Origin of the sequence: Pseudomonas sp. FSL W5-0299, from assembly GCF_005930655.1 — a bacterium.
Taxonomy (GTDB): Bacteria; Pseudomonadota; Gammaproteobacteria; order Pseudomonadales; family Pseudomonadaceae; genus Aquipseudomonas; species Aquipseudomonas mandelii.
Window position 1 is genome coordinate 191,069 of sequence record NZ_RXHX01000003.1, and the last position, 19,890, is coordinate 210,958.

Here is a 19,890-nt window from a genome sequence, read left to right on the forward strand (position 1 = left end):
GTTGATATTGATCAAGTACGGTGAAATGAAAGCCCGATCCATGACCCGCATTGGTCCAATGAACGGCGTTACGCGGGGATTTGATATAAATCAACGCCAGGGCGACATCAACAGAGGACGCTGAATCAACGCGGGTGCCTGATCCGGCGCAGGCGTTACGACTAGTCTCAGCAATGGGGCAGCGATGGACGTCGAGTCCCCCTGTATGGAGTCAGATCATGAGCCAATATCAACGCTTGTTACTCATCATCAACCCGGCCCTGCGCCATTCCCCAGCGATAAACCATGCGGCCGCTCTGGCCAAGGCCAGCGGCGCGAGCTTGCATATTGCTGCGCTTGTAAAACCGTTGGAGATACTGTCACTGCTTGACGAAGGCGTGCAGGAAAAAGCCCGGGAAAGCTACCTTCAGGACCATCGCGACTGGCTGAAAAACCAGGCAACCAATCTCAATGCGCTGGGGCTCAAAGTGACGACAGAGGTGATGTGGGCCGACGACATGAAGCAAGACATTCTTGATCACGTCTCGGAAATGCAGCCCGACCTGCTGATCAAAGAAGTGCAGCACGAATCAGCGCTCAAACGCGCGTTCTTCACCCCGCTGGATTGGCATTTGTTGCGGCACTGCCCGATACCGGTCTATCTGGTGGGCGGCGGTGGTCATGCCTTGCCGCGCAAGGTCGTGGCGGCGGTTGACGCGTCGGATACGGCGCCTGCGGACAGCGAGCTGAACGAGCGGATCATTCAGCAAGCCACCAACCTGGCGTTGCAGTGCGATGCCGAGCTGCACCTGCTGTATGCCTGCGATCTTTCAGGGGTCTATCTGGCAGACATGGGGGGGCTGGCGCTTCCAGACATCACCAAAGAGTTGCGCACCACCGAGGAACAATCGTTCAGCAAATTGGCCGGTCGGTACGGCGTCCCCTCTGACCGTCGGCATTTTGTTCTCGGACATCCGGTCGCGGCGTTGAGCGATTTTGCCAACGAGCAGCAGGTGGATGTGATCGTGATGGGCCGAGTCCAGTACCACGGCCTGGAGAAGCTGCTGGGCAGCACGACCGAACATATTCTGTACCAGGTGCCTTGCAGTGTTCTGGCGGTCTAGCCGGACAAGGCCATGGTGTAACGAAACGACAGGCGTCATCGCCTGAGGAGGTTTTTCATGAGTCAAAGCCCCTCATTACAAACCACATTGGAGGACCGGGCAGAAGCCGGTCGACGTCTGGTGGAACCGTTGCTCAAATACGCCCATCGACCCGATGTCATCGTCCTCGCCTTGCCCCGTGGCGGCGTTCCGGTTGCCTATGAAGTGGTCAAGGCCCTGGACGTGCGCCTGGACCTGATGCTGGTGCGCAAACTGGGCGTGCCGTCCAACCCCGAGTTCGCCATGGGCGCCATCGCCAGTGGCGGTATCCAGATCCGAAATGAAGAAGCGCTGCGGGCTCACCCGATTTCCCCGGCCGCATTCGACGCCGTGGTCGCGCGTGAAACACGGGAATTGCAGCGGCGGGAGCACCTGTACCGGGGCGCCCGGCCACCCTTGCAGCTCAAGGGGCAGGTGGTGATTCTGGTGGATGACGGCCTGGCGACGGGCGCCTCGATGATGGCGGCGATCCGCGCGGTGCGTATGCAGGCACCTGCTCGTACAGTCGTTGCCGTACCGGTTGCGCCGCGGGAAACGGTGGACACGCTGAGCTTCGAAGTCGATGAGGTGATCTGCCCACTCATACCTGAATGGATGATGTCGATCGGGTATTGGTACTTGAGTTTCCCCCAGACCTCGGACGAAGAAGTCATTGATTTGTTGCAACGGGCCTGGCAGCGAGAAGCCGCCACGGATTCCGCCTCGCGGGAGCCTTTCGATGATTAAGCCTCAATCTCGACAGCTGGAATTGCGAGAGGTTGAGTTATCGGCCGATCTGCGTCTGCCGCTGCAGACTGACGGTCTGGTGATCTTCGTGCACGGTAGCGGCAGTGGCCGTCTGAGCCCACGCAATCAGTTTGTCGCAGAGTCCTTGGCCAAGCGGGGGCTGGCGTCGCTGCTGTTCGACCTGCTCACGGAGCCAGAGCAACGCCTGGACAACCTCACCGGGGAGCTGCGTTTCGATATTGCCTTGCTCGCCAGGCGACTGGTGGACGTCATCGACTGGGTCGGTCGGGACGTGGAGTTGCACTCGCTGCGAATCGGTCTGTTCGGCGCAAGCACCGGTGCTGCGGCGGCGTTGTTGGCGGCGGCCGTGCGCCCGGAGGTGGTGCATGCGGTGGTCAGCCGCGGAGGGCGCACCGACCTGGCGGGGGCTGCATTGTCGCAGGTGAGGGCACCCACCTTGCAGATCGTAGGCGCCCAGGACCCAGTGGTGCTCGAACTGAATGATCAAAGCAGTCAGGCCTTGCAGTGTGAGCAGCAGCTGGAAATTGTGGCGGGCGCGACCCATCTTTTCGAAGAACCTGGAGCCCTTGAAGAAGTCGCCAGACTCGCTGGCGACTGGTTCGAGAAGTATTTGCACGACCCCGCCTGACAACGCCTCATCGGCCTCACACGCCAAACGGATAGGTTTCGTCTTCCGGTTCGAGTCTCTGGCTTTTCGGTAGCGCCAGTGCTGTCACGGGTTGGGTCTGTTCAATCCAGATCATGGCGTCGAACTGTTCGGCCAGCGTCGCTTCGAAGTAGTGACTGCCACGCTCGGTTTCAGGGCGGTAAATCACCCCGATGGCCCGTTCCAGCAACGGTTTGGACAGCACACGGCGCAGCGCTTTGCGCGTTGGATCTCGCCAGTCGGTCAATGACGCCGGCACACCCGCCTTGAGGAACTGGTGCTCCCAACTGTCCGGGCGAGAGGGCCGGATGTCCTTGATGAGCATGTCGCCGTCCCAGTCATCGGCTGCGGCCACCTGGCCACGGTCGGTGCTCATGCCGATCAGTACGGCATCGCGCCCATAAGCACTGCGGCACAGCTGACCGATGTTGAACTGACCCTTCCAGCCCATTTCCGTCGCAGCCGCGTTGCCGATATGAGAATTGTGCGCCCAAACCACGGCTTTGGCTTGTGGACCGCGGTGCTCAAGCAGTGCCCGAAGTGTGTCGAACATGTGCCGGTCACGCAGGTTCCATGAGGCGGTCGACCCTCGATAAATCGCACGGTAATACTGTTCCGCCGCCTGCACCACCCGAGCGTTTTGCGCCGCATTGAAGAAGGCCTCGTCGTTCTGGATGAGCCCGGCCAGTTGTTCGGCCAGCATGGCGTCGAGCTGTTCAATCACCGGTTGCTCACAAGGCATCAAGCCGGCACGTTCGACGAAGTGACCATACAACGCGGGATCATCCTGCCAAGGGGTCAGACAGCCATAGCGCCGCCGGGCCTCGTGGGCCAGCTGTGGGTCGACCCGGTCCAGATAACTCAGCACCTCATGGATGGAGTTGCGCAAGCTGTAGACGTCCAGCCCGCGGAACTCGACGCGACGTTCAGTGGCGAGGGTGTGGTTGTAGAGATGCAGCCAGTGGGCGAATGCTCTCACGTCGGTGTTGCGCCACATCCAGGTCGGGAATCGGCTGAAGATGTGACGTTTCCACGCCGAGTGTGCCAACCCCCGGACATACTGGTCGACATGGCCGGCGTCCGGCCAGTCGGCTTCAACGGCCACAATGTTGAACCCGTGTTGCTCAATCAGCCTTTGGGTGATCGCTGCCCGGGTTCGATAAAAATCACTGGTGCCATGACTGGCCTCACCAATCATCACCACCCGCGCATCCGCATAGCGATCGAACATTTCACCAAAGGCGGATGAGTCCAGCGCCGGCAGAGGCTCAGCGTATTGGCGCAGAAGCGGTGCGATGGCAGCCTGGTCAATGTGCCGAGGTGAGCCATACAGGTTATCCAGCATGTCTTGGGAGGGTGTGTTCATGACCGTCGTCCCCGTAAGGGTGGGTTACCGCCAGCGGTATTGCGCTTGCGCACAACCGCGGGAGATCTTGCGCAGGTCCTCGACACATTGTGTTTAAACGCGAACTTTTGTGTCGATTCATCACCTGTTTGATTATTCCTACGCCTTGCTCCAGATGAACAATTGAGTTTCGTCAATAAAGGGTGCAAAGGCTTGAGAGAAGGTGTCGGGGGCCAGATTCCTCGCCTGGCGGGCCAATAGGCCGCTTATATGAGTCGCCGGATCAAGGTGCTTCAACAGCCCCGTTGTTTTACAGGTACAGGCAGTGAATCACCTGACGGGTATCGTAGGGATCGTCGCGCGTCTCGAAGCCCAGTGATCTGGCCAGGTCGCGCATCGGGGCATTGCTGGAGGCGTCGAGCGCATACATCTGGTGAAAACCGTTCTTGCGCGCGGCCGTGATCAAATGTTCCAGCAATAACGTACCCAAACCCAGACGCTTCCATTGATCGGCGACTGTCACCGTACCTTCACACTTGTATTCGCCCGTGGCGGCATAACGGCTGACGCCGATCTCGATCAATTGGCCATTTTCGTGGACCAGTGCGATGTAAGCCAGGCACTGCTTGTTGCCGGGTTCGCTGCTCTGCATGAGAAAGCGCATGTGCCGGGACTCAGGGCACAGATGTTTGATGAAACGGTACTCTCGCTCGCGGTCTTTTTCCGTCAGTTGCCGGATCAACACGTGACGACCATCCTTGAGCGCTTCGATCCAGTATTTCCCAGTGACTTTGGAATAGGCTTCAGAGGCCCGATCATTATGGTCTTTGACAGTGAGCATGATGCGTTCCTCCAGCCGTCTTCATAGGTTGGCGCGCAGTGGCAAATCTCGCGATTCACTTCTTTCTACTCCGCTGACTGCGCCTGAATATGATCTGGATCAGATCTCTTGTGACAGTGCACTCAATTGCCTGGATTTGATGTAAATCAAACAGGCATAGGGCGCAACGAGCGCAGTCTTTGAACATGGCCACGCTATGGGCCGGTGTATAGAGGAAGTGTGTCATGGCCCACTATCAACGCTTGCTGCTGATCGCCAACCCAAACCTGAAAGAGGCCCCAGCCTTGCTGCGTGCCATCGCCCTGGCCAGGGCCAGTGGAGCCATGCTGGATGTACGAGCCTTTATCGAACCCGCGCCCATGGCGCATGTGTGGGAAGAGAACAAAGACGAGGAGGGGGATCAGCGATATCAGCACCATTATCTCCACTGGAGGGACCTGACACTTCAGCGTCTCAATGCACAGGGATTGGAGGTGAACGTGCAAGTTGTCTTCACCTGCGATCCACTGCTCGACATCGTGAAGTGTGTAGAAGAGCTCAAGCCCGACCTGGTCATCAAGGATGTCACGGTGGACCCGGTACTTGGACGGGTGTTCGTCACACCTCTGGATTACCATTTGCTGCGCGGGTGTCCCGTTGCGTTGCACCTGGTCAACCAGGTCCATCATGAGTTGCCTCATCAGATCGTCGCCGCTGTGGACCTGTTTGATACGGTCACACAAATCCGTGATGTGAACGATGCCATTATTCAGGCAGCTCATACGCTGGCCGTGCAATGCGACGCATCGCTGCACCTGCTTTATGCCTATGACTTATCGCCTGCATTCAATGGCGATACGCCGCTGATCACCGGCTGCTGGAATGTGGCCTTCATGGATGAGTTGCGAGCGTCCCTTCATCAGGCCTTCAACACCCTGGCTGAGCGCTATGGCATTGCTCCAGAGCGCCGGCATTTTTTCATGGGGCTGCCGATGCCGGTGATCAGTGCATTTGTCGATGATTACCAGGCTGACGTCGTGGTGATGGGCACCTTGCATCGGGTGGGCACTAATCGATTCATCGGCAGCACTATGGAGCGCGCGCTGTATTCGTTGCAGGGCAGCATTCTGGCGGTCAGACAATCAGACTCGTTCGTCGAAGAGAACATGTGATCGCAGCGTTAACGCGCACCTTGCTTCAGCCTTTTGCACTGTCTAGTCCTGAAATAGGTTTACACCTGGTTCGTCCGGGCACAACCGTGACTTCTATTGTGTCCAGCGCCGAAATTGCGGCGTGCCGGGGACACGAAAGACATTCGAGTCCTAAGCTATACCTCGATGAGCGACAGCTGTTTTACAGCGAGGCCTGCAAATCGCTTTTGAGGAACTCACTTCGATGCTCAGTAAGTGGCTGGACCCTGTTCTGTTGCTGCTCACCGCACTGACGCTGCTGGCCGGCGGCATTGCGTATGTTGCGCAAGCACCTGATTGGGCATCGAGGTGCTGGGCCGCCGGAAGTCTGGTGATGGCTGCGGTACTGCTCCTTGAAATCGTCAGGCGCCTGGCCCGGCGCGAGGCCGGTGTCGACCTGATCGCGCTGCTGTCGATCACTGCTGCCCTGGTCTTTGATCAGACACTGGTGGCAGCGGTGATTGCCTTAATGCTGGCGACCGGACGGACCCTGGAGTTTTTCACCAAGCAACGCGCCGACCGTGAGCTTCGTGCGCTCATCGACCGGGCGCCACGTTTTGCCTGGCTGCAGGAGGAGGGCGGCTTGCGCGAGATCCCCGTTGAGCAGGTCCAGCTGAATCAGACATTGCTGGTGCGGCTGGGGGAGGTGATACCGGTCGACGGTCGGTTGCTAAGTCCTGCGGCCATTCTGGACGAATCGGCGCTCAGCGGTGAGTCGTTGCCCGTCACCCGTCGAGAAGGAGAGCAACTGCCCAGCGGCGTTTCCAATGTCGGTGCGCCCATCCTGATAATCGCCACGCGAACGGCCGCGCAGAGTACCTATTCCGGCATAGTGCGGCTGGCTGAGGAGGCACGTCGTTCGCGCGCACCTTTCGTGCGCCTGGCCGACCGCTATGCATTGTTCTTCATCCCGCTGACGTTGCTGATTGCCGGATTGGCCTGGCAATTGAGTGGTGATCCTTTGCGAGCGCTGGCGGTACTGGTGGTGGCCACACCTTGCCCTTTGATTCTGGCCGTACCGATTGCCATCATGTCGGGGATTTCCAGGGCAGCGCGGCGCGGGATACTGATCAAGGACGGCGTGACCCTGGAAGCGTTGGCCGGAGTCAAGCAGGTGTTCCTCGACAAGACCGGCACGCTGACCAGCGGCCATGCCCGTCTGCAGTCGATAGAGGTCAACGGACTGGTCGATCCGCAGCGCCTGCTTGGCCTGGCCGCTTCGCTGGCGCAGGCCTCGACGCACCCTGTCTCCCAGGCCATCGTTGAGGCGGCGCATCAGCGTCAATTGCCTCTGAGCGTCCCACAGGAAGTAGAAGAAAGCCCAGGCTCTGGACTTTGTGGGCAGGTCGATGGCGTGCAGGTGCGTTTCGGCTCGTTGTCTTTCGCTCACAAAGACGCCCCTGAAACTGACTGGGTCGCCGCCATGCTGCGCCACATGGATTACCTGGCGTGCAGTGGAAGCTTCATCGACGTGGATGGGCAACTCGCGGGCCTGCTGGTTTTCTCGGACAAGGTTCGGCGCGAAACGCCACAGACTCTGCATCGACTGCGTAATCGGGGCATCGAAAAGATAGTCATGCTCACCGGGGATCGCCTGGAAACCGCCGAGATGATTGCGCTATCTGCCGGGATTGACGAGCTGCGTGCCGGGTTGACCCCTGAGGATAAAGTGCGTGCTGTACAGGAAGGTTGCCTGCGCACCAGCACACTGATGGTCGGTGATGGCATCAACGATGCCCCGGCCCTGGCGGCGGCCACCGTCGGCGTAGCCATGGGGGCCAGCGGTGCCACTGCTTCTGCACAAGCCGCAGGTGTTGTGCTGCTGGTGGATCGGCTGGATCGTCTGGTCGAGGCGCTGGACATTGCCCGACGCACCCGCTACATCGCCCGCCAGGGTGTGCTGGTCGGCATGGGGATGTCGTTGCTGGCCATGGCGGTGGCGGCCCTCGGTTACCTGCCGCCGCTGATTGGCGCCGTGGTGCAGGAGGGTATCGACGTGGTGATTATCCTTAACGCCTTGCGGGCACTGGGGCCGATGTGGGTGCTGAGGAAACGAAAGCTTGCCGCAGAGCATATCGATCGCCTGCAAGATGAACACCAGCAACTCTCCACCGTACTGAGCGATCTGCACCAACTGGCCAATGACTTCGCCCGGCGCCCACTGGCGCAAGCACAGACCGACCTGGTGCAACTGGTCAACAAGCTGCAAACATCACTGGCGCAGCATGAACACGAAGATGAAAACATACTGTACCCGCTGCTGACGCGAAGCATGCCGGGCGAGGACCCGATGTCGGCTATGAGCCACGCTCACCGGGAGATTTTTCGTCTTATCCATTTACTGGCGCGCATGAGTAGCGACTTCAGTTCCGACCCCGCAACGGCATCTGCTGATGAGATCCAGCATCAGTTGATTCGTCTGGATACCCTCGTGCGACTGCACTTTGATCAGGAGGAGGAACTGTTTCGTTATCTGGATTGGCGCTAGAAGATCAAGTCGCGCGCGTTATGACTACGACGGGATCAGTCACTACGCGCGCCCGGCCCGGCGTCCGTTGCACCGCATAACCGTCACTGGTTGAACAACATCACCCCTGTGGGAGCGAGCCTGCTCGCGAAGGCGGAGTGTCAGTCAATGCATGTGTTTTCTGACACACCGCCTTCGCGAGCAGGCTCGCTCCCACAGGGGATATTCATTGTCGGTATGACCGAGTTCCGGCTGTCGACCCCGGCAAGCTCAGTTTTCCGGTGTCGACGAAGCGCACCGTTCCAAACAAGCCTCCCGCCAGTTTGCCGCGTAACACGTAGGGAAGATTATTCAGTGTCTGCGTCTGGCTCAGCCCCAACGTCTGGCGTAACACCGAGAACGCCGAAACGCTCACCGGCACGCTCAGCACGGTTTCGGAAAAGCGTGCAATCGAGCCCGACTGATCGCTGACGCCGGACGCCAGTGGCTGGCCATTGACTTCCAGATCCAGCGCCACGCCGTTGTAGTCGATCGGCGTTTCGTTGGGGTTCTGTACCCGGATCTTTACGGCAAAGCGCACTTCCATATCCTGGCTTTGCAGCGGCTCGATGCCGACCACGTTGATGTTCAACGGATCGCGATGAGGGAAGAGGGCGCAGGCGCTCAGGGAGAGCAACAGCAGAGAAAGGATGACGGCGTGGACGCTGCGCATGTAGACACTCTCATAAAGAAAAGGGCTGAGCCGCCACGGGCTCAGCCCTCGAGCTTTCTAGCGGTTCAACTGTGCGACTGCCGCAGGCCGTGGGGGTTCACCCTTGGCCGGGACATCGGGGTTTTCCATGACCTGCAAGATCGACGCTTCCGGATCGAAATCGTCCTCTTCCAGCTCGATGAATTCCTCGGGCAGGAAGATGTTCAGCACGATAGCGCACAACGCCCCGACGGTGATCGGTGATTCGAAGATGTTGTGCAGCGCCTTGGGCAGCTCGCGCAGCACTTCGGGCACCGCTGCGACCCCCAGGCCCATGCCGATGGAAATCGCCACGATCAGCATGTTGCGCCGATGCAGACCGGCCTCGGCGAGGATCTTGATGCCGGCCACCGCCACGGTGCCGAACATCACCAGTTCCGCGCCGCCGAGCACCGGTTTGGGCATCAATTGCAGCACCGCGCCAATCATCGGGAACAGCCCCAGCAACACCAGCAGGCCGGCGATGAAGAACGCCACGTAACGGCTGGCCACGCCGGTGAGCTGGATCACTCCGTTGTTTTGCGCGAAGGTCACCATCGGCATGCTGTTGAACACCGCCGCCATGGCCGAGTTCAGGCCGTCAGCCAGCAGGCCGGACTTGATCCGGCGGATGTAAATCGGACCCTTGACCGGTTGCCGGGAAATCATCGAGTTGGCGGTCAGGTCACCGGCGGCTTCCAGCGGCGACACCAGGAAAATCACCGCCACCGGCACAAACGCCACCCAGTCAAAATTGAAGCCGTACTTGAACGGCACCGGCACGCTCATCAGCGGCACGTCGGGCAGGCTGGCGAAATTGACGTCGCCCATCAGCCAGGCCACGACGTAACCGAGGGTCAGGCCAATGACAATCGCCCCCAGGCGCAGGAACGGCACATCGACCCGGTTCAGCACCACGATCGTGCCGAGCACCAACGCCGCCAACCCCAGATGACTGGCCGCGCCAAGGTCCGCCGCGCCAAAGCCGCCGGCGATGTCGGTCATCGCGACCTTGATCAGCGAAAGCCCCATCAGGGTAATGATGGTGCCGGTCACCACGGGTGTGATCAGCATCCGCAGCTTGCCGATGAACTGGCTCAACACCACTTCGATAAATGCCGCGAAAAAGCACACGCCGAAAATCGTCGAGAGGATTTCATCGGTGCCGCCACCCCGGGCCTTGACCATGAACCCGGCGCTGAGAATCACGCTGATGAACGAGAAACTGGTGCCTTGCAGGCACAACAGGCCGGAACCGATCGGGCCGAACCGACGCGCCTGAACAAAGGTGCCCAGGCCCGAGACAAACAGCGCCATGCTGATCAGGTACGGCACTTCGCTTTGCAGGCCCAGAGCACCGCCCATGATCAGGGTGGGCGTGATGATGCCGACAAAACTCGCCAGCACATGCTGCAAGGCGGCGAAGACCGTCGCGGTGAGGTGTGGGCGATCGTTGAGGCCGTAGATCAGGTCGGAACGGGACTGGGGTTTTGCGTGTTCGGAAGAGGTCACGAGGAAAGCGCCAGGGGCCAGGTCAAAAAATGGAGGCGCAGGATGCCAGCAGCGGGCACCGAGGGCAAACGATACACACGGAGCTGTGGCGAGGGAGCTTGCTCCCGTTGGACTGCGTAGCGGCCCCCGGCATTCCTTCAACCACACCTTGTGTGCAGATCTTGCGACGTCTGCGCCGCCGAACGGGAGCAAGCTCCCTCGCCCCAGGTCCGTGCGTGTTCATTCAAACGCGGCGAGCAAGTCTTCTTCAAAGGCTTTCTGCGCATCCCCCGGCACCTGGGCACGATGGCGCGCCAGATGAAACGCCACATCAAAACTCAGGTCATCCCGGCGCACGGCGCGCAGCAAACCTTTGTCTTCCCAGCTGCGGGCAAAATGTTCAGGCAAATAGCCGACATGCTTGCCGGACAGGATGAAGGCGAGGGTGCCTTCGACCTGCTCGGACCGTGCCGAACATAATTTGCCTTGAAACGGCTCGTCACTGCGCAGAAAACGATAGGGATGATCGACCCGGTCGCACGCCTGCAACGCCAGATCGTCCGGCGCGTCGTCGGTGAACAACGGATGACCCGGGGCGCAGTACAGGTGCTGGGTTTCGCTGAACAGTTCGCGGTAGTCAAACGCGCTTTGCACTTGGGAGAAATAGCCGATCGCCAGGTCCAGCCGTTGTTGCAGCAACAGGCGTTCCATTTCGCCGGGCATGGCGCTCATCAACTCGATGCGCACCGATTCGTCCCGTTCACGAAAGCGACGGATGGCATCGGCGACTTTTTGCAGCACCGATTGATCAAGCGCTTCGGACAAACCCAGGCGCACTTCGCCGATCAGCCGACCCGCCACACCGTTGGATTGATGACGGAACGCTTCGATGGACTCAAACAGCCCGCGCGTCGCGCTCAGCAACTGTTCGCCCTTGGGCGTGACCCGGAATCCACCCTTGCCGCGACTGCACAAACGATAGCCGAGCCGGGTTTCGAGTCTGGCCATTTGCTGGCTGATGCTCGACTGGCTCAACCCCAGTTCACCTTGCGCTGCGCTGAACCCGCCGCATTCCACCACGCGGACAAACAGGCGCAGCAGTTGCAGGTCGAGGTCGTGGAGTTGACCGAGCATCAAACATTACTCCGCAATAAAGTCAGGTTAACAAACTTGATATTTCGCCAATGTATCCGAGGGCGCACGCTGCAACCACTTCCTCTGGTCAGGTGTTCGTCATGGCTCCCGTATTCAAACTGGGTTTACCCGCGCTCTTTCTCGCCATGGCCGCGTCGGCCCAGGCAGAGGAAAAAACCCTCAACCTCTACAGTTGGGCCGATTACGTGCCGCCTGAAACCCTGCAGCATTTCGAAAAGGAAACCGGCATTCATGTGCGTTACGACACGTTCGATTCTTCGGAAGTGCTGGAAACCAAACTGCTCACCGGCGGCAGCGGTTATGACGTGGTGGTGCCGTCCTCCAGCGTGCTGGCCCGTGGTCTGGCGGCCGGTGCGCTGAAGGAGATTCCCCACGAAGGGCTCAAGGGCTACGCCAACCTCGACCCGGACCTGCTGGAAAAACTGGCGGCTGTCGACCCCGGCAATCGTTATGGCGTGCCGTATACCTGGGGCACGCTGGGGCTGGGGATGAACGTCGAGGCGGTGCAAAAACGCTTGCCCGATGTGCCGCTCAACAGCCTCGATCTGCTGTTCAAACCGCAATACGCCGGCAAGCTGAAGGATTGCGGCATTGCGATTCTCGATTCGCCCCAGGAAGTGATTGGCCTGGCGTTGCACTATCTCGGTAAAGATCCCTACAGCACCGACAAGGCAGATCTGACCGCCGCCGAGGCATTGTTGCATCAGTTGCAGCCCAATGTGCTGTACGTTGCCACCGGGCGGCAGATCAGCGATCTGGCCAATGGCAGCGTGTGCCTGGCCTTGACCTATAACGGCGACGCCAGCATGGCCGCCGACCAGGCGCGCAAGGCCAACAAACCGTTCGAGGTGGCCTACCGGATTCCGAAGGAAGGCACGCTGGTCTGGCAGGACAACCTGGCGATACTCAAGGACGCGCCGCACCCCGAAGCGGCTCGGGCATTCATTGAATTCATGTTGCGCCCCGAGTCCGTCGCGGCGCTGACCAACACGCTGTTCTTTGCCACGGCCAACCGTGCAGCGACGCCGCTAGTGGACGAAGCCGTGCGGACCGACCCGGACATCTACCCCCTGGCCGACACCCGCGAACGGCTGTACGCCGACCGCAGCATGAGCCTCAAGGACATGCGCTCGCGCACTCGCCTGTGGACCACTTTCCGTAGCCGCCAATAAATAATAAGGAGATCCCATGGACGTCCCGATTCAAAACGATCAGGCCCTGACCCGCGACAGCCTCTTCGGTACTGCCGCCGAAAGTACTTACGCCGGTATCACCAGTTTCATGCGTCGTCGCTACAGCCGTGATTTGCGCGGCGTCGACGTGGTGGTCAGCGGTGTGCCGTTCGACACCGCCACCAGCAACCGTCCCGGTGCGCGCTTCGGCCCGCGCGGCATTCGCGCCGCATCGACCGGGATTGCCTGGGAACGTCACTGGCCATGGACGTTTGACCCGTTCGATCATCTGGCGGTCATCGACTACGGTGATTGCGCCTTCGATTACGGCTCGCCGCACGCGGTGCCGGAAAGCATCGAGGCCCACGCCGAGCACATCCTGAACGGCGGTTGCGCAATGCTGACCTTCGGCGGTGACCACTTCGTCAGTTATCCGCTGCTCAAGGCCCATGCGCGCAAACATGGCCCCCTGTCGTTGATTCACTTTGACGCCCACAGCGATACCTGGCCGGACGAAGAGGGCAAGCGCGTCGATCACGGGACAATGTTCTGGCACGCGGCCAAGGAAGGTTTGGTGGATCCGTCGCGCTCGGTGCAGATCGGCTTGCGCACCACCAATGATGATCACCAGGGCTTCCAGGTACTGGATGCGCGGCAGGTGCATCGGCAAGGATGTGAGGCGATTGTCGAGGCGATTCGTGCGCGGGTGGGGGATAACCCGGTGTACCTGACGTTCGATATCGATTGCCTCGACCCGGCGTTCGCACCGGGCACCGGAACGCCGGTGTGTGGAGGCTTGAGCACGGTGCAGGCGCTCGAAATTCTCGGCGGGTTGCGCGGGATCAATCTGGTGGGGATGGACGTGGTGGAAGTCGCGCCGGCCTACGACCATGCGGACATTACGTCACTGGCGGCGGCGACATTGGCGATGGAGATGCTGTGCCTGTATGCGGCCAGGCACAAAATAGACCGCTAAGACGCCTTCTTGTGGCGAACACAAAGTCTGTGAACGCCACAATCTGTAGGAGCGAGGCTTGCCCGCGAAGCTTTTTCAGGCCACTGGAATGATTGGCAGGTCAAGGGTTTCAGCCCCGGTATACCGCGCCGCCGAACCGGCAATCGTTTCATGTGGCACGCCCTTCGGCACGTTGCTGACCCCATCAAGCCGCGACGACTGCTCCGGGCTCAATTGCACCGTCAACGCGCCCAATGTCGCATCCAGTTGCTCACGAGTGCGCGAACCCAGAATCGGAATCAGCGCCGTCGTCGAACGCTTGGCCTTTTCCCGCAGCCAGGCAATGGCCACATGGGTCGGCGTGGCTTCAAGCTCCGCTGCCACTGCGAGCAAGGTGTCGAGCAGGGCGGTTTCGTGGGCGCTTTTCTCGGTGTGGACCAGCATGCCGAGTTTGGCGGCGCGGTTGTTGTCATCATTGCTGCGGTACTTGCCCGTGAGAAACCCGCCACCCAGCGGCGACCAGATCGTAGCCGCCAGCCCGAGCGCTTCGGCCATCGGCAGCAACTCACGTTCGGCGGTGCGTTCGGCCAGGCTGTATTCGGCCTGAATCGCTGCAATCGGCGCGAAACCGCGCACTTCGGCCAGGACATCGGCGCGAGCAATGCGCCAGGCCGGGAAATTCGACAGCCCGGCGTAGTGAATCTTGCCGGCGCGCACCAGGTCGTCGAAGCCGCGCAGGATCTCTTCCATCGGCGTCACGCCGTCACTGATGTGCGCCCAGAACAGGTCGATGTGATCGGTGTTGAGCCGTTTCAGGCTTTCTTCCACGGCACGAACCATGTTCTTGCGGCTGTTGCCGGTGTGGGAAATGCCCGCGGCTGGCGTGGTACCCATGGTGTATTTGGTGGCGATAACCAGGCGATCGCGTTCCGGTGCGATGAACTCGCTGAGCATGGCTTCCGACTGGCCGGCCTGATAACCGTTGGCGGTGTCGATGAAGTTGCCGCCGGCTTCCAGATAACCGTCGAAAATGCGCTTGGCTTCGTCACGCTCGGCGCCATGCCCCCAGCCGGTGCCGAAGTTACCGGCGCCCAGCGCCAGTTCCGAAACCCGCAAGCCGGTTTTGCGGCCGAAGACTTTGTAATGCATGAGGTAACTCCTGAGGAACGACGCCGGGGGTGATTTAAATTACTAGCAACATGTATTTAATATTATGCGAGTAATATGGCTCGTCAAGGCGCTTTTCCAGGCAGGGCAAAACAGCTGACCACCAGGGCGGCGCTCCTGCCAACTTCTGACAGCGGCCTCTGCTAAGCTCCGACGACTTTTCAGGAAAGAGCCTGCCGATCGTGTCGCGTACCACTCGTTTACTCACGTTGTTGCAAGTACTGCGGGGTAAAAGTCGTCCGGCCACGGCCGCGACGCTCGCCGGGGAATTGCAGATTTCCGAACGCACGTTGTACCGCGACATCGCCGAGTTGACCGCGCTGGGCGCACCCATCTTCGGCGAAGCAGGGGTCGGCTACGTGTTGCGCAGCGGGTTGTTCCTGCCGCCTCTGATGCTCAATGCCGACGAAACCGAAGCCATCGTGCTCGGATTGCGTTACGTCGATCAGCGTGGCGACGAGGTGTTGAGCAAAGCCGCGGCCGATGCCCTGGCGAAGATTGCCGCCGTGTTGGCGCCTGAAGCTCAGGATGCTTTGCGCAACCCGACGGTGTTGCCGGGCCCGCGCGGCTATGGGTATCCGCAAAACGCCGTGCCGTTGAACGTGTTTCGTCAGGCGATTCGCGATCAATCCAAGCTGAACATCGATTATGCAGACGCTCAACAGGTGCCCAGTCAGCGGCTGATCTGGCCATTGGCGCTGGGTTTTCTCAATGAGGTGCGGATCATTGTCGCCTGGTGCGAATTGCGCAGTGCCTACCGCACGTTTCGTACCGACCGGATCTCGGCCGCTCACGAGCAGGGCGAGCGCTATCCGGGGCGACGCAGCGACCTGTTGCGCACCTGGCACAAGCAGATGCAACTGGATGACGCCGGGCGTTTCACTCCTGACAAGAATTGACACAGACCTGTTCTAGCATGGCTCCAGAATCAAACAACAAGGAGCCGCACCCATGTCCAATCCAGCCTCTTCACTGGCACCCGCCATCGCCGCCTACATTGCCGCCGCCAATGCCCGCGACACCTCGCGGGTCGGCAGTTTTTTTGCTGAGGACGCCAACGTGTTCGATGAGGGCCAACACCGGATCGGCACGCAAGCCATCGCCCAATGGATGCAAGACACCGCGCAACGTTATGAACCACGGGTCGAAGTGCTCGACGTTCAGCAACGTACCGGCAAAGTCCTGGTGCACAACCTGATTTCCGGGACCTTTCCCGGCAGTCCGCTGGAACTGCGCTACATGTTCCGCCTCAACGAGCAGGGCAAGATCGCCCGGCTGGACATCTCTCTGTAAACCCGAGCGCATGGCATACTGCCGCGCATGAATGTCGACTCTCCCCTAAGCGCCTGGCAACACGCCATTGAACAGAAGGGCTTCGTCCAGGACGAAGCCCAGGAACATGCCGTGTGGGCGCTGCAAAAATGCCACGAAGCCCTGCATGAAGGCCGCACGCCGATCACCGGCGTTTACCTCTGGGGGCCGGTCGGACGGGGCAAGACCTGGTTGATGGATCAGTTCTACCAAAACCTCAAGGTCCCGGCCCGACGCCAACACTTTCACCATTTCATGGGCTGGGTGCATCAGCGCTCGTTCCAACTGACCGGCACCGCCGACCCGTTGAAGGCGCTGGCCCGTGAGTTGAGCCAGGAAGTGCGGGTGCTGTGTTTCGATGAACTGTTCGTCAACGACATCGGCGACGCGATCATTCTCGGGCGTTTGTTTCAGGTGATGTTCGAGCAGGGCGTGGTGGTGGTCTGCACCTCCAATCAACCGCCGGACCAGCTATACGCCGATGGCTTCAACCGTGACCGCTTCGTGCCCGCCATCGAAGCGATCAAAAAACACATGCAGGTGATCGCGGTGGATGGCGGCGAAGACCATCGCCTGCATCCCGGCGCGGGTCTGCAACGGTATTGGGTGGCGGCGCCCGGGCAGCCGAGCGCGCTCGGTGAGGTGTTCAACGGGTTGACCGCAGGCCAGCCCACGTCCAGCGATCCGATCACGGTTGGTTACCGCTCGGTCACTGTGGTGCAGGCCAGTTCGACAGTACTCTGGTGCCGCTACGCCGACCTGTGCGAACAACCGTTCGCCGCCATGGACTTCATGGCGCTGTGCGACACCTTCAGCGCTATTCTGTTGAGTGAAGTGCCAAATCTGAGCGCACAGAAACGTGAAGGACGCATCGCCCGAGGCACGGAAGACGGTGCCGAACGGGTCGTGGCCGGTGATCGCGAGCTGCCGCAATTGTCGGTGCATGACGACGGTGTCCGGCGTTTCATTGCCCTGGTGGACGAGTGCTACGACCGCAAGGTGCCGCTGTACCTCGAAGCGCAGGTGCCGATGGCGGCGTTGTACACCGAGGGTTATCTGGAATTCCCGTTCCGCCGCACGTTAAGCCGTTTACAGGAAATGCAGTTGCAACGTTTCGCCGAAGCCTGATGGCCGGGAGCCGCGAATATGAATCAGCCTCTGTCTCACCATTTGCTGACCATGGCCTATCAGAATGCTTGGGCCAATTACCGACTCGCCAAGGCCTGGACTCAGCTGAGCCCGGCCGAACTGGCGGCACCGCGAGTGAGCTTCTTCCCCAGCCTGATCGCCACCCTCAACCACATCCTGACGTGCGACTGGTTTTACGTGGATGCGCTGGAGCGGGAACTGCGCGGGGACGATCCGCATCCTGATTGCTATGTGTTCTTTGCCAAAGACGAGCCGTTCGCTGCGGCTGCCGACTTGCAGCGTGAACAAGCGCATGTGGACCGTCGCCTGATTGCCTATTGCGAACAATTGCGCGACGCCGACCTGGGACGCATCGTGACCATCGCCCGGGACACGCCGCAACATGACAGCCGTCTGCGCCTGCTGTCGCATTTGTTCGAACACCAGCTGCATCATCGCGGCCAGGTCCACGCGATGCTCAGCGGCACCTCGGTCACGCCGCCGCAGCTGGACGAGTTTTTCTGTGCCGGGGAGTCGCACCTGAGGGCTGAGGATTTTGCCGAGTTGGGCTGGACCGAAACGCTGATCTGGGGCGTTTGAAACAGGTTCGGGTTGCCGCCGAATGCACCTCGCGATAATGTCCGTCGACCTCCCGGCGCGAGCGACGCGCTGGGCCAATTTGACGGGACGTTGACGATGGAAATGGAATCCGCAGACATTCTGGTGCTTCAGGCCAGCTACACCAATGGGCTGCATGCCGAGGCGATCGGTGTGGTGCTCAATGCCTACGCCGAAGACCCGATGGGCGGCGGGCACCCACTGCCCGAAGACATCCTGCGGCAACTGCCGGGGGAACTGGCCAAGCGTCCTCATGCATTCAGCGTGCTGGCGTTTGTCGGTGGCGAACCGGCCGGGCTGGTCAATTGCTTCGAAGGTTTCTCGACGTTTGCCTGCCGGCCGCTGGTCAACGTGCACGATGTGGCGGTGATGCCCAGGTTTCGCGGCCTGGGGTTGAGCCAGAAGATGCTGCAAAAAGTTGAAGACATCGCCCGCCAGCGCGGCTGCTGCAAGATCACCCTGGAAGTCCTCGAGGGTAATGCCGTCGCGCAGGCGTCTTATGGCAAGTTCGGATTTGCCCCCGGCATGTTCGACCCGGCCCATGGCCGAATGCTGTTTTGGACCAAGGACCTTTAACGCCACATGAGCCGCCTCGATGACGCGCAAGGCAGGGCACCCGTGAAAACGGACAAGCCGTGGGCGATTTTCCTGATCTTTCTGCGCCTGGGGCTGACCTCGTTTGGCGGTCCTGTCGCCCATCTGGGCTATTTTCGTGACGAGTTCGTGGCGCGTCGGCGCTGGCTCGGCGAAGCCGCCTACGCCGAACTGATTGCCCTGTGCCAGTTTCTGCCGGGCCCGGCGAGTAGCCAGGTGGGCATGGCGCTGGGTTTGTCCCGCGCCGGCTATTGGGGGGCATTGGCGGCGTGGGCAGGGTTTACCTTGCCCTCGGCGCTGATCCTGACGCTGCTGGCATTGGGCATCACCCACGGTGGCTGGGCGTTGCCGGCCGGTTTGATCCACGGGCTGAAAATTGTCGCCGTCGCCGTGGTTGCCCAGGCCGTGTGGGGAATGGCCCGCACGTTATGCCGAGGTCCGGTGCAAGTGGGCATCACGCTGCTGGCGACTGCCGGGGTGTTGCTCTGGCCAACGATGGGCGGGCAACTGACGGTGATGGCCGTGGCGGCGCTGATCGGCCTGGTCTTGCTGCACAACGCCAATGCAGCGCCACGGGAGGGTTTGTCGATTCGGGTCAGTCGCGTGGCCGGCTGGCTGGCGATGGCTGTGTTCGTGACGTTGCTGTTGGGGTTGCCGTTGATTGCGCATTACTGGCCGGACTCGCTGACCAGCCTGTTCGACCGTTTCTACCGCACGGGGGCGCTGGTGTTCGGCGGCGGCCATGTGGTGTTGCCGCTGTTGCAAAGCCAGGTCGTGAGCACGGGATTGCTCGACAATGACGTGTTTCTCGCCGGTTACGCCGCCGCGCAAGCGATGCCAGGACCATTGTTCACGTTTGCGGCATTCCTTGGCGCGTCCATCAGCGGCTGGAGCGGCGCGCTGGTGTGCGTCCTGGCGATTTTCCTGCCGTCGCTGCTGCTGGTGATCGGCGTCCTGCCGTTCTGGCAGCGCTTGCGTGGCATTGGCCGAGTGCAAGCGGCGCTGGCCGGGGTGAACGCCGGGGTGGTCGGGTTGTTGCTGGCTGCGTTGTATCAGCCATTGTGGACCACCTCGATCCTCGGGCCGCTGGATGTTCTGATGGCGGTCCTGGCATTGATGGCGCTGCTGTTCTGGCGGTGCCCGCCGTGGTTACTGGTGCTGCTGGGCGGGAGTTGCGGCGTGCTCTTGGGCGCGTGAAAACTGTCGAGCGGG

At 60.7% G+C, this 19,890-nt stretch carries 19 protein-coding genes; 13 read left to right on the forward strand and 6 right to left on the reverse strand.

Features of this window, described 5'->3' with window-relative positions:
* The first annotated feature begins 218 nt into the window (after positions 1-218).
* The 3 genes from FHL16_RS06460 to FHL16_RS06470 are packed head-to-tail and all read left to right on the forward strand — an operon-like array spanning position 219 to position 2,517.
* Positions 219-1,103, forward strand: coding sequence for a universal stress protein (locus tag FHL16_RS06460; RefSeq protein ID WP_077747780.1), 885 nt, complete (start codon positions 219-221; stop codon positions 1,101-1,103).
* Between the two features lie 57 nt (positions 1,104-1,160).
* The gene (locus FHL16_RS06465) at positions 1,161-1,868 is read left to right on the forward strand and encodes a phosphoribosyltransferase (RefSeq protein WP_077747781.1); all 708 of its coding nucleotides are present in this window, start codon (positions 1,161-1,163) and stop codon (positions 1,866-1,868) included.
* Entirely contained in the window at positions 1,861-2,517 is a 657-nt protein-coding gene (locus FHL16_RS06470) for a dienelactone hydrolase family protein (protein ID WP_077747782.1), read from the forward strand. The genes FHL16_RS06465 and FHL16_RS06470 overlap by 8 nt, the downstream gene beginning before the upstream one ends.
* A gap of 16 nt (positions 2,518-2,533) precedes the next feature.
* Here the strand turns inward: FHL16_RS06470 and FHL16_RS06475 are convergent, their stop codons facing one another.
* Together FHL16_RS06475 and FHL16_RS06480 are read right to left on the reverse strand one after the other, a co-directional pair.
* Complete coding sequence (locus tag FHL16_RS06475) at positions 2,534-3,901, reverse strand: erythromycin esterase family protein (protein WP_077747783.1); 1,368 nt, start codon at positions 3,899-3,901, stop codon at positions 2,534-2,536.
* A 289-nt stretch (positions 3,902-4,190) separates the two neighbouring features.
* On the reverse strand, positions 4,191-4,721 hold the full coding sequence (locus tag FHL16_RS06480) for a GNAT family N-acetyltransferase (protein ID WP_010460601.1): 531 nt from the start codon (positions 4,719-4,721) through the stop codon (positions 4,191-4,193).
* Between the two features lie 224 nt (positions 4,722-4,945).
* Here FHL16_RS06480 and FHL16_RS06485 point away from each other — a divergent pair, with 224 nt between their 5' ends.
* The gene (locus FHL16_RS06485; RefSeq protein WP_077747784.1) at positions 4,946-5,872 is read left to right on the forward strand and encodes a universal stress protein; all 927 of its coding nucleotides are present in this window, start codon (positions 4,946-4,948) and stop codon (positions 5,870-5,872) included.
* Between the two features lie 223 nt (positions 5,873-6,095).
* Complete coding sequence (locus FHL16_RS06490; protein ID WP_077747785.1) at positions 6,096-8,378, forward strand: heavy metal translocating P-type ATPase; 2,283 nt, start codon at positions 6,096-6,098, stop codon at positions 8,376-8,378.
* Positions 8,379-8,583: 205 nt separating this feature from the next.
* Here FHL16_RS06490 and FHL16_RS06495 read toward each other — a convergent pair whose 3' ends face one another.
* The 3 genes from FHL16_RS06495 to FHL16_RS06505 all read right to left on the reverse strand — a co-directional run bounded on the left by FHL16_RS06495 (position 8,584) and on the right by FHL16_RS06505 (position 11,712).
* A complete protein-coding gene (locus FHL16_RS06495; protein WP_010460595.1) occupies positions 8,584-9,069 on the reverse strand; it encodes an LEA type 2 family protein in 486 nt (161 codons plus the stop codon).
* Positions 9,070-9,126: 57 nt separating this feature from the next.
* Positions 9,127-10,599 carry a nucleobase:cation symporter-2 family protein gene (locus FHL16_RS06500; RefSeq protein ID WP_010460593.1) on the reverse strand — a complete coding sequence of 491 codons (1,473 nt, stop codon included), beginning with the start codon at positions 10,597-10,599 and terminating at the stop codon, positions 9,127-9,129.
* A gap of 219 nt (positions 10,600-10,818) precedes the next feature.
* Positions 10,819-11,712 carry a LysR family transcriptional regulator gene (locus FHL16_RS06505; protein WP_010460591.1) on the reverse strand — a complete coding sequence of 298 codons (894 nt, stop codon included), beginning with the start codon at positions 11,710-11,712 and terminating at the stop codon, positions 10,819-10,821.
* A 101-nt stretch (positions 11,713-11,813) separates the two neighbouring features.
* Here FHL16_RS06505 and FHL16_RS06510 point away from each other — a divergent pair, with 101 nt between their 5' ends.
* Positions 11,814-12,905, forward strand: a complete 1,092-nt coding sequence (locus FHL16_RS06510; protein WP_077747786.1) for a polyamine ABC transporter substrate-binding protein — start codon at positions 11,814-11,816, stop codon at positions 12,903-12,905.
* Between the two features lie 16 nt (positions 12,906-12,921).
* Positions 12,922-13,881: an agmatinase gene (gene speB / locus FHL16_RS06515; protein ID WP_077747787.1), complete on the forward strand. Its 960-nt coding sequence runs from the start codon at positions 12,922-12,924 to the stop codon at positions 13,879-13,881.
* 75 nt (positions 13,882-13,956) lie between these two features.
* Here the strand turns inward: speB and FHL16_RS06520 are convergent, their stop codons facing one another.
* Positions 13,957-15,009, reverse strand: a complete 1,053-nt coding sequence (locus FHL16_RS06520) for an aldo/keto reductase (protein WP_077747788.1) — start codon at positions 15,007-15,009, stop codon at positions 13,957-13,959.
* Positions 15,010-15,209: 200 nt separating this feature from the next.
* On the opposite strand from FHL16_RS06520, the gene FHL16_RS06525 reads away from it, so the two are divergent.
* From FHL16_RS06525 to chrA, 6 genes are all read left to right on the forward strand, one after another.
* A complete protein-coding gene (locus FHL16_RS06525; protein ID WP_010460583.1) occupies positions 15,210-15,926 on the forward strand; it encodes a helix-turn-helix transcriptional regulator in 717 nt (238 codons plus the stop codon).
* Between the two features lie 52 nt (positions 15,927-15,978).
* Positions 15,979-16,320: a nuclear transport factor 2 family protein gene (locus tag FHL16_RS06530; protein ID WP_077747789.1), complete on the forward strand. Its 342-nt coding sequence runs from the start codon at positions 15,979-15,981 to the stop codon at positions 16,318-16,320.
* Positions 16,321-16,347: 27 nt separating this feature from the next.
* The gene (gene zapE, locus FHL16_RS06535) at positions 16,348-17,466 is read left to right on the forward strand and encodes a cell division protein ZapE (protein WP_010460579.1); all 1,119 of its coding nucleotides are present in this window, start codon (positions 16,348-16,350) and stop codon (positions 17,464-17,466) included.
* 18 nt (positions 17,467-17,484) lie between these two features.
* Positions 17,485-18,066 (forward strand): DinB family protein, encoded by a 582-nt coding sequence (locus FHL16_RS06540; protein WP_077747790.1) that lies wholly within the window; start codon positions 17,485-17,487, stop codon positions 18,064-18,066.
* A gap of 102 nt (positions 18,067-18,168) precedes the next feature.
* Complete coding sequence (locus tag FHL16_RS06545) at positions 18,169-18,660, forward strand: GNAT family N-acetyltransferase (RefSeq protein WP_077747791.1); 492 nt, start codon at positions 18,169-18,171, stop codon at positions 18,658-18,660.
* A gap of 6 nt (positions 18,661-18,666) precedes the next feature.
* Complete coding sequence (chrA, locus tag FHL16_RS06550; RefSeq protein WP_077747792.1) at positions 18,667-19,875, forward strand: chromate efflux transporter; 1,209 nt, start codon at positions 18,667-18,669, stop codon at positions 19,873-19,875.
* Positions 19,876-19,890 lie beyond the last annotated feature (15 nt).

Coding starts and splice junctions, on each gene's coding strand:
- FHL16_RS06460 (WP_077747780.1), top strand. CDS start 219: ATGAGCCAATATCAACGCTTGTTACTCATCATCAACCCGGCCCTGCGC.
- FHL16_RS06465 (WP_077747781.1), top strand. CDS start 1,161: ATGAGTCAAAGCCCCTCATTACAAACCACATTGGAGGACCGGGCAGAA.
- FHL16_RS06470 (WP_077747782.1), top strand. CDS start 1,861: ATGATTAAGCCTCAATCTCGACAGCTGGAATTGCGAGAGGTTGAGTTA.
- FHL16_RS06475 (WP_077747783.1), bottom strand. CDS start 3,901: ATGAACACACCCTCCCAAGACATGCTGGATAACCTGTATGGCTCACCT.
- FHL16_RS06480 (WP_010460601.1), bottom strand. CDS start 4,721: ATGCTCACTGTCAAAGACCATAATGATCGGGCCTCTGAAGCCTATTCC.
- FHL16_RS06485 (WP_077747784.1), top strand. CDS start 4,946: ATGGCCCACTATCAACGCTTGCTGCTGATCGCCAACCCAAACCTGAAA.
- FHL16_RS06490 (WP_077747785.1), top strand. CDS start 6,096: ATGCTCAGTAAGTGGCTGGACCCTGTTCTGTTGCTGCTCACCGCACTG.
- FHL16_RS06495 (WP_010460595.1), bottom strand. CDS start 9,069: ATGCGCAGCGTCCACGCCGTCATCCTTTCTCTGCTGTTGCTCTCCCTG.
- FHL16_RS06505 (WP_010460591.1), bottom strand. CDS start 11,712: ATGCTCGGTCAACTCCACGACCTCGACCTGCAACTGCTGCGCCTGTTT.
- FHL16_RS06510 (WP_077747786.1), top strand. CDS start 11,814: ATGGCTCCCGTATTCAAACTGGGTTTACCCGCGCTCTTTCTCGCCATG.
- speB (WP_077747787.1), top strand. CDS start 12,922: ATGGACGTCCCGATTCAAAACGATCAGGCCCTGACCCGCGACAGCCTC.
- FHL16_RS06520 (WP_077747788.1), bottom strand. CDS start 15,009: ATGCATTACAAAGTCTTCGGCCGCAAAACCGGCTTGCGGGTTTCGGAA.
- FHL16_RS06530 (WP_077747789.1), top strand. CDS start 15,979: ATGTCCAATCCAGCCTCTTCACTGGCACCCGCCATCGCCGCCTACATT.
- zapE (WP_010460579.1), top strand. CDS start 16,348: ATGAATGTCGACTCTCCCCTAAGCGCCTGGCAACACGCCATTGAACAG.
- FHL16_RS06540 (WP_077747790.1), top strand. CDS start 17,485: ATGAATCAGCCTCTGTCTCACCATTTGCTGACCATGGCCTATCAGAAT.
- FHL16_RS06545 (WP_077747791.1), top strand. CDS start 18,169: ATGGAATCCGCAGACATTCTGGTGCTTCAGGCCAGCTACACCAATGGG.
- chrA (WP_077747792.1), top strand. CDS start 18,667: ATGAGCCGCCTCGATGACGCGCAAGGCAGGGCACCCGTGAAAACGGAC.